The sequence below is a fragment of the Streptomyces sp. A012304 genome (assembly GCF_026008495.1).
Taxonomy (GTDB): domain Bacteria; phylum Actinomycetota; class Actinomycetes; order Streptomycetales; family Streptomycetaceae; genus Streptomyces.
Genome location: NZ_BQUN01000098.1, coordinates 344923 through 357472 on the forward strand (window position 1 = coordinate 344923; position 12550 = coordinate 357472).

At 70.5% G+C, this 12550-nt stretch carries 10 protein-coding genes; all 10 read left to right on the forward strand.

Going from position 1 to position 12550, the window contains the following annotated elements:
• The first annotated feature begins 119 nt into the window (after window positions 1–119).
• The 10 genes from ALMP_RS24525 to ALMP_RS24570 all read left to right on the forward strand — a co-directional run bounded on the left by ALMP_RS24525 (window position 120) and on the right by ALMP_RS24570 (window position 12435).
• Complete coding sequence (locus ALMP_RS24525; protein WP_264931794.1) at window positions 120–1055, forward strand: carbohydrate ABC transporter permease; 936 nt, start codon at window positions 120–122, stop codon at window positions 1053–1055.
• On the forward strand, window positions 1052–1951 hold the full coding sequence (locus ALMP_RS24530) for a carbohydrate ABC transporter permease (protein WP_264931796.1): 900 nt from the start codon (window positions 1052–1054) through the stop codon (window positions 1949–1951). The genes ALMP_RS24525 and ALMP_RS24530 overlap by 4 nt, the downstream gene beginning before the upstream one ends.
• Entirely contained in the window at window positions 1948–3240 is a 1293-nt protein-coding gene (locus ALMP_RS24535; RefSeq protein WP_264931798.1) for a polysaccharide lyase family 1 protein, read from the forward strand. The genes ALMP_RS24530 and ALMP_RS24535 overlap by 4 nt, the downstream gene beginning before the upstream one ends.
• Window positions 3237–4391 (forward strand): Gfo/Idh/MocA family protein, encoded by a 1155-nt coding sequence (locus ALMP_RS24540; protein WP_264931799.1) that lies wholly within the window; start codon window positions 3237–3239, stop codon window positions 4389–4391. The genes ALMP_RS24535 and ALMP_RS24540 overlap by 4 nt, the downstream gene beginning before the upstream one ends.
• Window positions 4391–5275 (forward strand): PmoA family protein, encoded by an 885-nt coding sequence (locus ALMP_RS24545; protein WP_264931801.1) that lies wholly within the window; start codon window positions 4391–4393, stop codon window positions 5273–5275. The genes ALMP_RS24540 and ALMP_RS24545 overlap by 1 nt, the downstream gene beginning before the upstream one ends.
• Window positions 5272–6774: a glycoside hydrolase 43 family protein gene (locus ALMP_RS24550; RefSeq protein WP_264931803.1), complete on the forward strand. Its 1503-nt coding sequence runs from the start codon at window positions 5272–5274 to the stop codon at window positions 6772–6774. The genes ALMP_RS24545 and ALMP_RS24550 overlap by 4 nt, the downstream gene beginning before the upstream one ends.
• A gap of 34 nt (window positions 6775–6808) precedes the next feature.
• Window positions 6809–8785, forward strand: a complete 1977-nt coding sequence (locus ALMP_RS24555; protein WP_264931806.1) for a pectinesterase family protein — start codon at window positions 6809–6811, stop codon at window positions 8783–8785.
• Between the two features lie 49 nt (window positions 8786–8834).
• The gene (locus ALMP_RS24560) at window positions 8835–10178 is read left to right on the forward strand and encodes a sugar ABC transporter substrate-binding protein (protein ID WP_264931808.1); all 1344 of its coding nucleotides are present in this window, start codon (window positions 8835–8837) and stop codon (window positions 10176–10178) included.
• Between the two features lie 105 nt (window positions 10179–10283).
• Entirely contained in the window at window positions 10284–11081 is a 798-nt protein-coding gene (locus ALMP_RS24565; protein ID WP_264931810.1) for a rhamnogalacturonan acetylesterase, read from the forward strand.
• 31 nt (window positions 11082–11112) lie between these two features.
• Entirely contained in the window at window positions 11113–12435 is a 1323-nt protein-coding gene (locus ALMP_RS24570; protein WP_264931812.1) for a polysaccharide lyase family 1 protein, read from the forward strand.
• Window positions 12436–12550 lie beyond the last annotated feature (115 nt).

A 12550-nucleotide genomic window follows, 5' to 3' on the forward strand; every position in this document is an offset into this window, starting at 1 on the left:
GAGATCGCACGCACGACCCACGCCCGAGAACGCACGCACGACGCACGCCCGAGAACCACGCACGAGAACCGAGAACGCACGCACGACGCACGCACGACGTACACGAACGGAGAACAGTCATGGCCCAAGCCGCAGCCGTGGCGAAACCGCCCGCGCCACCCCGGCGGCGCCGTGCCTCCGCCACCCCGCGCAGGCTCCCGTACCTGCTGATCGCCCCGGCGGCCCTGCTCATGCTGGGCTTCATCGCCTACCCGGTCATCAGCGTCTTCTACTACAGCCTGCAGAACTACAACCCCACCAAACCGTGGCGGAACGGCTACGCGGGCTTCGACAACTTCGTCCACGCCTTCACCGACGACCCGGTCTTCTGGGACACCCTGACCTTCAGCGCCAAGTGGGTCTTCGTCGAGGTCGGACTGCAACTGCTCTTCGGTCTCGCGCTCGCGCTGATCGTCAACCAGACCTTCGTGGGCCGGGCGCTGGGACGCGCCCTGGTCTTCTCCCCGTGGGCCGTCTCCGGCGTGCTGACCTCCGCGATCTGGGTGCTGCTCTACAACTCCCAGACGGGCATCACCCGTTACCTCGCGGACATCGGCATCGGCTCGTACGGCACCAGCTGGCTGTCGGACACCTCCACCGTGTTCCCGGCGGCGATCGTCGCCGACCTGTGGCGCGGTGTCCCCTTCTTCGCGATCCTCATCCTCGCCGACCTCCAGTCCGTCTCCAAGGACCTCTACGAGGCCGCCGAGGTCGACGGGGCCAGCCGGTTCAAGCAGTTCTGGCACATCACCCTGCCCCACCTGAAGGACGCGATCATCCTGTCCACGCTGCTGCGCGCGGTGTGGGAGTTCAACAACGTCGACCTGCTCTACACCCTGACCGGCGGCGGACCCGCGGGCGAGACCACGACCCTGCCCCTGTACATCGCCAACACCTCCGTCGAGTCCCACAACTTCGGTTACGCGTCGGCCCTGACCACGGTCGCGTTCGTGATTCTGCTCTTCTGCTCGATGGTCTACCTGCGGCTGAGCAAGTTCGGAAGGGAGGCCAAGTGATCACCAAGGAGGCCACCGAGGTGGCGCCCGCGCCGGTGAGCGTCCCCACCGCGACCGACCAGCGGCCGCGCAAGAACAACCGCTCCTGGGACGAGGTCCCGCGCTGGCAGATCTACCTGCCGCTGTCGATCTACCTCGTCTTCACCCTGATCCCCTTCTACTGGATCCTGCTCTTCGCGCTGCGCCCGGCCGGCTCCACCTCGCTCGTGCCCTGGCCGGTCACCTTCGACCACTTCGAGAAGGTGTGGACCGAGCGGAGCTTCGGCACCTACTTCCAGAACAGCCTGCTCGTCGGTGTCGCCACCCTGATCATGACGACGCTGGTCGCGCTGGCCGGCGGCTACGCCCTCGCCCGCTTCGACTTCAAGATCAAGCAGGCGTTCATGCTGGCCCTGCTCTGCTCCCAGTTCGTGCCGGGCGCGCTGCTGCTGGTCCCGCTGTTCGAGATCTTCGCCGAGCTCCAGATGATCAACTCGCTGGGCAGCGTCATCATCGCGGAGACCGTCTTCCAGCTGCCGCTGTCGATGATCCTGATCAGCAACTTCATCAAGAACGTGCCGTACTCGCTGGAGGAGGCGGCCTGGGTCGACGGCTGCAACCGTCTGACGGCCTTCCGGATCGTGGTGCTGCCGCTGCTGCGGCCCGGGCTGATCGCCGTCGGCTCCTTCGCCTTCGTCCACTCCTGGAACCACTTCCTGTTCGCCCTGATGTTCCTGAACAACCAGGACAAGCAGACGATCCCGGTCGGCCTCAACACCCTGATGAGCGCGGACAGCGTCGACCTCGGCGCGCTCGCCGCCGGCGGCATCATCGCCGCCGTCCCCGTGGTGATCGTCTTCGCCTTCATCCAGAAGTGGCTGATCACCGGCTTCAGCGCGGGGGCGGTGAAGGGATGAGACTCCGTCAGGTCACGGTCGTCGGCGCGCTGCTGGGGCTGCTGTGCGTCCCCGCGCACGCCGAGGCCCGCGACATCAGCCGTGACACCCTGGCCCCGAACGACGGCTGGGCGTCGTACGGCACCGGCACCACGGGCGGCGCCGCCGCCGACGACGCCCACGTGTACACGGTCACCGACCGCGCCGGCCTGGTCCGCGCCCTCGACAACGGCAGCGACACCCCGAAGATCATCAAGGTCGCGGGGACGATCGACGTCAACACCGACGACGACGGCGACCGCCTGGACTGCGCCGACTACGCCACCGGCGGCTACGACCTGAAGAAGTACCTGGCCGCCTACAACCCCCGCACCTGGGGCCCGGCCCGGCCCAGCGGCCCGCAGGAGGACGCCCGCCAGGCCTCGGCGGCGAAGCAGGCCGAGCGGGTGGCGCTGCGCGTCGGCTCCAACACCACGATCGTCGGGCTGGGCGGGCGCGCCGTGCTCAAGGGCGCCAGCCTCCAGGTCAGGAACGCGGACAACGTCATCCTCCGCAACCTCGACCTGCGCGACGCCTACGACTGCTTCCCCGTCTGGCAGCCCAACACCGGCGGCCTCGGCGACTGGAAGACGGCCTACGACGCCATCTGGCTGGCCGGCGCCACCCATGTCTGGGTCGACCACGTCACGGCGAGCGACAAGGGCCACCCGGACGCCGCCGAACCCACCTATTTCGCCCGCAACTACCTGCGCCACGACGGCCTGCTGGACATCACCAACGGCTCCGACCTGGTCACCGTGTCCTGGAGCCGGTTCGCCGACCACGACAAGGCGATCCTCATCGGCAACGGCGACACGGCCACCGGCGACCGCGGCAGGCTGCGGGTCACCCTGCACCACAACACCTTCGAGTCGGTCGTCCAGCGCGCGCCGCGCGTCCGCTTCGGACAGGTGCACCTCTACAACAACCGGTACGTCGTCCCCGAGGACGCCCACGACTACCGCTACTCCCTCGGCGTGTCGACCGAGTCCGCGCTGTACGCCGAGAACAACGCCTTCCACACCCCCGGCCACGTGGAGGCCGCCGACCTGGTCAAGAGCTGGAACGGCACCGCCCTGCACCAGACCGGCACCCTCTTCAACGGCTATCCGGTCGACCTCCTCGCGATCCACAACGCCTACAACTCGGGCAGCGAGCGCGATCTCACGGCGGACGTCGGCTGGACGCCTACCCTGCACACAAAGATCGACAGCGCCGCGGTGGCCGACCGCGAGGTGGAGCGCGGCGCGGGCGCAGGGAGGATCCCATGACCGTACCCATCGTCCTCGCGGGCGCGCGCGGCCACGGCCGCTGGCACCTGGACAACATCCGACGGCTCCAGGACAAGGGCATCGTCCGGCTCGCGGGCGTCTGCGAGCTGACCCCGCTCACCCCGGACGAGATCCCCGAGGGCCTCGGCGCGCCCGAGCAGTCCCCCGACTTCGGTGCCCTCCTCGACTCCACCGGCGCCCGGATCGCGGTGATCTGCACCCCGATCCCGACCCACACCGACCTGGCCCTGACCGCGGCCGGCAAGGGCGTGCACCTGCTGCTGGAGAAGCCGCCGGCGCCCTCGTACGCGGAGTTCCGCCGGATGGCGGACGGGGTGGCCGAGGCGGGCGTCGCCTGCCAGATCGGCTTCCAGTCGCTGGGCTCGCACGCCGTGCCCGCGATCCGCGAGCTGATCACCGACGGGCTGATCGGCGAGGTCGCCGGCGTCGGCGGGGCCGGCGCCTGGGCGCGCCCCGAGGCCTACTACCGGCGGGCGCCCTGGGCGGGCAAGCGGCGGCTGAACGGCGTCGACGTGATCGACGGCGCCCTCACCAACCCGCTCGCGCACGCCGTCGCCACCGCCCTCGCGCTGGCCGGCGCCACCCGCGCCGAGGACGTCACCGGCATCGAGACCGAGCTGGCGCGCGCCAACGCCATCGAGTCCGACGACACCTCCTGCGTCCGCGTCACCACCAGCGCGGGCCGCCCGGTCACCGTCGCCGCGACACTGTGCGCCGAGGACCCCGACGACCCGTACGTCCTGGTGCACGGCAGCCGGGGCCGGATCACCTTCTGGTACAAGCAGGACCGCGTCCTGCTCCAGCGCGCCGACCACGGCCCCGAGGAGTTCGAGTACGGCCGCACCGACCTGCTGGAGAACCTCGTCGACCACCTCACCGACGGCGCCGAACTGCTGGTGCCGCCGGCCGCGACCGAGGCGTTCATGCGGGTCGTCGAGGCGATCCGGGTCGCCCCCGACCCGGTCCGGCTCCCCGAGGACGTCTGGCACGCGCTGCCGCACGAGGACCGCCGGGTGGTGCCCGGCGTCGACGGTCTGGTCGCGGCCGCCGCCGACACCCTCGCCCTCTTCTCCGAACTCGGCGCCCCCTGGGCGTCCCCGACCGCGCATCCGAAAGAGGTGAGCACCTGATGACGGCACCTGACGCACCGGTCGTCCTGCGCGTCGCGGGCCGCCCCGTCGGCCGCTACGTCACCCGGCCCGAGCTGCCCGCCCGGCACTCCCCGCGCCCCTTCCTGCACCCCATCTCCACCCTGGCCGGCACGGCGGTCACCGAGCTGAGCCCCGCCGACCACACCCACCACCTCGGCGTCGGTGTCGCCGTTCCCGACGTCGAGGGGCACAACTTCTGGGGCGGACGCACCTTCGTCCGCGACCAGGGCCCGACCGAGCTCGACAACCACGGCTCCCAGCGCCACGCCGCCTTCCAGCTGCGCGACCCCGACGGCTTCGTCGAGGAGCTGCGCTGGGTGGCCGCCGGGGCCGAGCTGCTGCGCGAGCGGCGCACCGTCGCGGCCACCGCACTCACCGACAACGCCTGGGCGCTGGACTTCACCTTCTCCCTCACCAACGTCACCGGGCGGCCGCTGACGATCGGCAGCCCGGCGACCAACGGGCGCCCCGGCGCGGCCTACGGCGGTTTCTTCTGGCGCGCCCGCAAGGAGGGGACGGCACCCGACGTCTTCACCGCCGACCGGGACGGCGAGAGCGAGGTCCACGGCACCCGCGCCGACTGGCTCGCCCTGGCCCAAGGGGGCGCCCCCGGCCCGGGCGGAGCCGACGGCGGGGGAGCGTGGACGCTCGTCTTCGCGGGCGCCACCGACACCACCCGCCGCGACCCCTGGTTCGTGCGCACCGCCGAGTACCCCGGCGTCGGCTCCTCCCTGGCCTGCGAGCGGCGCCTGGCGATCGACCCCGGCGACACCGCCGTCCGCCGGATCGTCACCGTCGTCGCCGACGGCCGGCTGACCCGTGACGAGGCGGCGGCCCTGGTGCGGAAGGCGGTGAGCCAGTGAGGACGTACCGCAACCCGGTCCTGAACGCCGACTGGTCCGACCCGGACGTCGTGCGCGTCGGCGACGACTTCTACCTCACCGCCTCCAGCTTCGGCCGCGCCCCCGGTCTGCCGCTGCTGCACTCGCGCGACCTGGTCAACTGGACCCTGGTCGGGCACGCCCTGGAACGCCTGGAACCGGCCGAGGAGTTCGCGAGGCCGCGCCACGACTGCGGGGTGTGGGCCCCGTCCCTGCGCCACCACGACGACCGCTTCTGGATCTTCTGGGGCGACCCCGACCAGGGCATCTTCCAGATCAACGCCCCCGAGATCCGCGGCCCCTGGACCCGGCCGCACCTGCTGAAGGAGGGCAAGGGCCTGATCGACCCCTGCCCCCTGTGGGACGAGGAGACCGGCGACGCCTACCTGGTGCACGCCTGGGCCAAGTCCCGCTCCGGCGTCAAGAACCGCCTCACCGGCCACCGTATGCACCCCGACGGGACGTCCCTGCTCGACGAGGGCAAGCTGATCGTCGACGGCGACCGCGTCCCCGGCTGGTTCACCCTCGAAGGCCCCAAGCTGTACCGGCACGACGGCTGGTTCTGGATCCTGGCGCCCGCCGGGGGAGTGGAGACCGGCTGGCAGGGCGCCTTCCGCGCCCGGGACTTCTTCGGCCCCTACGAGGAGCGGATCGTCCTGGAGCAGAAGGGCACCGACGTCAACGGCCCCCACCAGGGCGGCTGGGTGCGCACCCCGTCCGGCGAGGACTGGTTCCTGCACTTCCAGCAGCGCGGCCCCTACGGCCGGGTCGTCCATCTCCAGCCGATGCGCTGGGGCCCGGACGGCTGGCCGGTGCTCGGCGACGAGGGGGCGCCCGTGCGGGAGCACCGCAGGCCCGGTCTGCCGCCGCAGCCGGACGCCGCGCCCGCCACCGACGACGACTTCCCCGGCGGACGCTTCGGCCGGCAGTGGCAGTGGACCGCCAACCCGCAGGACGGCTGGGCCACCCACCACTCCGGCGACGGACTGCGCCTGACCTGCGTGCGCACGCCCGACGCGCACGACCTGCGGAAACTGCCGAACGTCCTCACCCAGCGGCTGCCCGGCACGCCCTCGGTGGTCGAGGTGGGGCTGGAGCTGCACGGCGAGGAGCCGGGCGCGCGGGCCGGACTCGCCGTCCTCGGGGACGCCTTCGGCTGGATCGGACTGCAACGCGGGGTCGACGGGACGGTCCACCTCGTGCACCGGTTCGCCGAAGCCGTCGCGGAGGCCGAGCGCGACGCCGACCACCCGCGGCTCGCGCCGCGCGGACGGGCCCGGCTGCGCGTCGAGATCGGCGCGGACGCCCGCTGCCGCTTCGCCCACGACACCGGCGACGGGTTCCGCTACTCCGGCCCCGTCTTCGCCGCCACCCCCTGGCGCTGGGTGGGCGCCCTGCTCGGGCTGGTCGCCGTCGCCCCCGAGGGAGGGGGCGCCGCCGGGTCGGCCACGTTCACCGAGTTCCGTATCAGACCTCTCTGACTTCATCGCTTCTGTACGCCTGTGGGGAGCCGCAATGACGCACTTCCATAGCAAGCGCTTGCCGAGACGTGGTGTCGTGGTGGCGGCCGTGGCCGGCCTCCTCGCCTCGCTGGGGCTCGGCGCGGCCGGCGAGGCCGGGGCGGCGCCGCCGCCGGGCCCCGCCGCCTCCCGCTGGACCGACCAGGCGCACGGCTTCGCCTCCCTGGCCGGCGGCACCACCGGCGGGGCCGGCGGCAAGGTCGTCACGGTCACCGACCAGGCGTCGCTGGCGAAGTACGCGGCGGCCGAGGAGCCCTATGTCATCCGGGTCGCCGGGTCGATCGCCGTGCAGCCCTTCGGCGCGGAGATCGTCGTGGCCCCGGACAAGACGCTCATCGGGGTCGGTGACAGCGGCGAGATCGTGCACGGCGAACTGAACCTGAAGCCGGGCACCCACAACGTGATCATCCGCAATCTGACGATCCGCGACTCGGCCGTCGAGGGCGACTGGGACTGCAAGGACACCGACTTCGACGGCATCCAGATGGACACCGTCCACCACGTGTGGGTCGACCACAACCGCTTCTCGAACATCTGCGACGGGCAGCTCGACGTCCGCAAGAACAGCGAGTACGTCACCGTCTCGTACAACCGGTTCGAGAACAACAACAAGACCTTCGGTCTCGGCTGGACGACCGACGTCAGGACGCAGATCACCATCGACCACAACTGGTTCCGCAACACCAAACAGCGCAACCCGTCCGTCGACAACGCCGCCTACGCGCACCTCTACAACAACTACCTGACGGCCCAGGCCGATCCCGGCGACCCGGTGTGGACCTACGGCAACTGGTCGCGCGGCCGGACCAAGATGGTCATCGAGAACAGCTACTACCGGGACGTCCAGCACCCCTACCAGGCCGACGCCACCGCGGAGCTGGTGGAGCGCGGATCGGTCCTGAGGAACACGACGGGCCGGCACGACGAATGGGGTGCCGCCTTCGACCCGCGGGACTTCTACGCCTACCGGCTGGACCCGGCCGCCGCCGTGCCCGCGCTGGTGACGCGGCTGTCCGGGCCGCAGCGGAGGATCGGCGACGCCGTGACCCTGCGTGTCCCGGCCGACTACCCGACCGTCCAGGCCGCCGTGGACGCCGTGCCCGTGGGCAACTCTGTGCCGGTGACCGTCGCGGTGGCGCCGGGCACGTACCGGGAGAAGGTGTTCGTCCCGGCGACCAAGCCGAAGATCCTCTTGCAGGGGACTGGACAGGACCGCTCGGACACCGTCATCGTCTACGACACGCCCGCGGCGTACGGGGGTTCGACCGGCAGCGCCACGGTCCGGATCGCGGCCAGTGACACCACCGCCCGCAACCTGACCTTCAGCAACGACTTCGACGAGGCCGCGCACGAGCTCAACGGCGAGCAGGCGCTGGCCGTGAAGACGACCGGTGACCGGATCGTCTTCGAGGACACCGCGTTCCTGGGCAATCAGGACACGCTGATGACCGACAGCCCCAAGCTGGACGTGATCAGCCGGGTCTACATCCGCGACTCCTACATCGAGGGCGACGTCGACTTCCTCTACGGGCGGGCGACGACCGTCGTCGAGCGGTCGGTGATCCGCGCGCTCAGCCGGGGCTCGGACACCAACAACGGCTACATCACGGCCGCTTCGACATGGACGGGGAATCCGTACGGCTTCCTCATCACCCGGTCGAGGATCGTGAGCGACGCGCCCGCCGGGACCTTCCACCTCGGCCGGCCGTGGCACCCGGGCGGGGAGCCGAACGCCGTCGCCCAGGTCCTGATCCGGGAGACCGAGCTGCCCGCCGCCGTCAAGGCCGCACCGTGGACCGACATGAGCGGCTTCTCCTGGCGGGACGCGCGGTTCGCCGAGTACCGCAACCACGGCCCGGGGGCCACGGTCACGGCGGACCGGCCGCAGATGAGCGAGGCGGACGCCCGCGACCACACCGTCGCGCACTACCTGAAGGGCACGGACGACTGGGCTCCGTACGCCCGCCACTGACCCCCCACAACTTCATATTCCGTTGGATCCAGAAGAAGAGAGCCGTTCAATGAAGATCAGCATCCGCAGAAGCAGGCGCGCCGCCACGGCCGTCGCCCTGGGTGCCGTGCTCGCTCTGACCGCCACCGCCTGTGGTGACGACGGAAGCGGGGCCGGCGGCGACAAGGGCTCCGAGGGCAGCGGCAAGGGCAAGATCGTCTTCTGGGACAACAACGGCGGTGTCCGCACCGACATCTGGAAGGAGGTCATCGCCGACTTCGAGAAGGCCAACCCGGACATCACGGTCGAGTACGTCGGCATCGCCTCCACCGAGTACCAGTCCAAGGTGGACACCGCCATCCAGGGCGGCGGCCTGCCGGACGTCGGCGGTGTCGGCGCGGCCATGCTCGCCGGGTTCGCCGCCCAGGGCGCGCTGGAGCCGCTGGACGACCGCCTGTCCAAGTCCTCCCTCAACGGCAAGCTCAACGAGGACATGGTCAAGTCGCTCAAGGCCGCGGGCGGCGGCGACGGCACCCTGTACTCGATGCCGACCTCCGCCAACAACGGTGTCCTGTACTACCGCACCGACCTGTTCAAGGCGGCGGGCCTGGAGGCGCCGACGACCTGGGACAAGTTCTACACGGCCGCCGAGAAGCTGACGAACGCCGGCAAGAACGAGTTCGGCTACACCATCCGCGGCGGCGCCGGCTCCATCGCGCAGGCGCTGGACGCGATGTACGGGCAGAGCGGGATCACCTCGTTCTGGAACGGCGACAAGACCACCGTCAACGACCCGAAGAACGTGGCCGCGCTGGAGAAGTACGCGGGCCTGTACAAGAAGGCCACGCCGGCTGCCGACCTCAACAACGACTTCACCAAGATGGTCGCCCAGTGGGACTCCGGCACCATCGGCATGCTCAACCACAACCTGGGCTCCTACCAGGACCACGTGAAGGCCCTCGGGGTCGAGAAGTTCCGCGGCATCCCGCAGCCGACGGGCGCCGACGGCAAGCGGGTCCAGGTGTCCAACCCGGTCGACGGGCTCGGCCTGTTCAAGAGCTCGAAGAACAAGGAGGCCGCCTGGAAGTTCATCGAGTTCGCCCTCTCCAAGGCGGAGAACTCGAAGTTCAACGAGTCGGCCGGGCAGGTGCCGTCCAACACCGAGGCCGCGTCGGACACGTGGATCCAGAAGGCCGAGCCCACGAAGCTGGCCGCGCAGGCGCTGTCGGACGGGTCGACCACCATCGTGCAGCTGCCGTACTACCTGCCGGACTGGAACACCATCTCGAAGTCGGACAACGAGCCGAACTTCCAGAAGGTGCTGCTCGGGAAGATGAGCGCGAAGGACTTCCTGGACACGCTGGCCGAGCAGCTGAACACGGCTCAGGCCGAGTGGAAGAAGCAGAACGGATAAGGAGCCCGCTCCGGGTTCCGCGCGGCCGGCCGCGGTCCGTTCGTGGCCGGCCGCGCGGTTCCCCACGCCCTTCGCACACCCACCTCTGTTGAAAGGTGCACGTTCGTGTCCCTCACTCGCAGACAGGTCACCTCCGCCGCCCTCGCCGCCCTCCCGCTCGGCGCCGCAGCGGCCGGTACCGCGCACGCCGGGCAGCGCCCCCGCACCCTCCACATCGCCGGTGACTCCACCGCCGCCCAGAAGTACGCCGACGCCGCGCCCGAGACCGGGTGGGGGATGGCGCTGCCCTTCTTCCTTGCCAAGGACCGGATCGTCGCCAACCACGCGGTGAACGGGCGGAGTTCGAAGAGCTTCGTGGACGAGGGGCGGCTCGACGCCGTCCTCGCTGTGATCCGGCCGGGCGACTTCCTGCTCATCCAGTTCGCGCACAACGACGAGAAGACCACCGACCCGACCCGGTACACCGAACCCTGGACGACGTACCAGGACTACCTGCGGCTGTACATCGACGGCGCCCGGGCCCGTGGGGCGCGGCCCGTGCTGCTGACGGCCGTGGAGCGGCGCAGGTTCGACGCCGAGGGCGACGCCCTGCCGACCCACGGCGAGTACCCGGCGGCCATGCGGGCGCTCGCCGAGGAGGAGGGCGTGGCGCTGCTCGACCTCCAGGCGCTCTCGCTCGCGCTGTGGCAGCGGCTCGGGGTCGAGGAGAGCAAGAAGTACTTCAACTGGACCGCGACCGAGCAGGACAACACCCACTTCAACCCGCCGGGCGCGATCGCGGTGGCCCGGCTCGTCGCCGGTGAGCTGCTGCACCGCCGGGTGCTGGCACCCCGTGACGTGCGCCGGCTCGACGCCGAGATCCCCGAGGCCTGGATCACCTGGCCGCCGGCCACCCCCGCGTAACCATCCCCTTCGTCGAGAAGAGAGCCGCACCATGAACGCACAGAAGTGGCATGGGCATGTCACCAAGCAGGTCACCAGTGTCGCCGTCGTCGGCTGCACCGCCCTCGCCCTGACGGTCACCGGCACCACGGCCCAGGCGCAGTCCGGGCGTGACCTCGCCCGGCAGACCCTCCCGGCCGGCGACGGCTGGGGGTCCTACGGGACCGGCACCACCGGCGGGGCCGCCGCCGACGCCGAGCACGTCTACACCGTCACCACCTGGGCGGAGTTCAAGGCCGCGCTGAAGGCCGGCGGCGACGCACCCAAGATCATCAAGGTCAAGGGCATGATCGACGCCGTGTCCCAGGGCTGCGAGGCCTTCGTCACCGACGGCTACGACCTCCAGCAGTACCTGAAGGACTACGACCCGGCCGTCTACGGCAACGACAAGATCGCCATGGGTCCGCAGGAGGACGCCCGGGTCGCCTCCGCCGCCAAGCAGGACACCGAGATCAAGGCCAACATCCCCAGCAACACCACCATCGTCGGCGTCGGAAAGAACTCCGGCATCCTCGGCGGCAGCCTCCAGATCAAGGGTGTCTCCAACGTCATCCTGCGCAACCTCACCATCGAGGCCCCCCTCGACTGCTTCCCCAAGTGGGACCCGACCGACGACAACAAGACCGGCAACTGGAACTCCGAGTACGACACCGTGGTCGTCTACGGCAGCGACCACGTGTGGATCGACCACAACACGCTCACCGACGGGCGCTTCCCCGACCGCGAGCGCCCGGTCTACTTCGGCAAGGTCTTCCAGCAGCACGACGGGCTCACCGACATCGTGCGCGGCTCCAACTACGTCACGGTCTCCTGGAACCGCTTCCAGGACCACGACAAGAACATGCTGATCGGCAACGGCGACGGCCTCGCCGCCATCGACGCCGGCAAGCTCAAGGTCACCATGCACCACAACCGCTTCGACGGGATCCTCCAGCGCTCCCCGCGCGTGCGGTTCGGGCAGGTCGACGTCTACAACAACCACTACGTGGTGACCGAGGAACAGAAGGACGACTACTACATCTTCGGTGTCGGCATCTCCTCGCAGCTCCACGCCACCGACAACGCGATCTCACTGCCGGCCGGCGCCAAGGTCGGCAAGGTGCTGAAGAAGTGGAGCGAGTCGCCGCTGACCGCCCAGAACAACTACGTCAACGGCAAGCTCACCGACCTGATCGCCGTGCACAACGCCGAGATCCCCGGCGAGATCCTCCAGTCGGGCGCCGGCTGGACGCCGACCCTGCGCACCCAGGTCGACTCGCCCAGGGCCGTCCCCGGCATCGTCGGCGCCCGCGCCGGCGCCGGAAAGATCTGCTGACCCGCACACCGCGACCGGGCCGGGGCCGTCCGCGCCCCGGCCCGCAACCCCCCACCTCGAGGAACCCCCCGACGAGCCGTACGTACCCCAAGGAGCTCCCGCATGCCCTCGCCCC

Bases quoted from the DNA above. Each gene is read 5' to 3' on its own strand.
- ALMP_RS24535 (WP_264931798.1), top strand. From the start codon at position 1,948: ATGAGACTCCGTCAGGTCACGGTCGTCGGCGCGCTGCTGGGGCTGCTG.
- ALMP_RS24560 (WP_264931808.1), top strand. From the start codon at position 8,835: ATGAAGATCAGCATCCGCAGAAGCAGGCGCGCCGCCACGGCCGTCGCC.
- ALMP_RS24555 (WP_264931806.1), top strand. From the start codon at position 6,809: ATGACGCACTTCCATAGCAAGCGCTTGCCGAGACGTGGTGTCGTGGTG.
- ALMP_RS24525 (WP_264931794.1), top strand. From the start codon at position 120: ATGGCCCAAGCCGCAGCCGTGGCGAAACCGCCCGCGCCACCCCGGCGG.
- ALMP_RS24570 (WP_264931812.1), top strand. From the start codon at position 11,113: ATGAACGCACAGAAGTGGCATGGGCATGTCACCAAGCAGGTCACCAGT.
- ALMP_RS24540 (WP_264931799.1), top strand. From the start codon at position 3,237: ATGACCGTACCCATCGTCCTCGCGGGCGCGCGCGGCCACGGCCGCTGG.
- ALMP_RS24545 (WP_264931801.1), top strand. From the start codon at position 4,391: ATGACGGCACCTGACGCACCGGTCGTCCTGCGCGTCGCGGGCCGCCCC.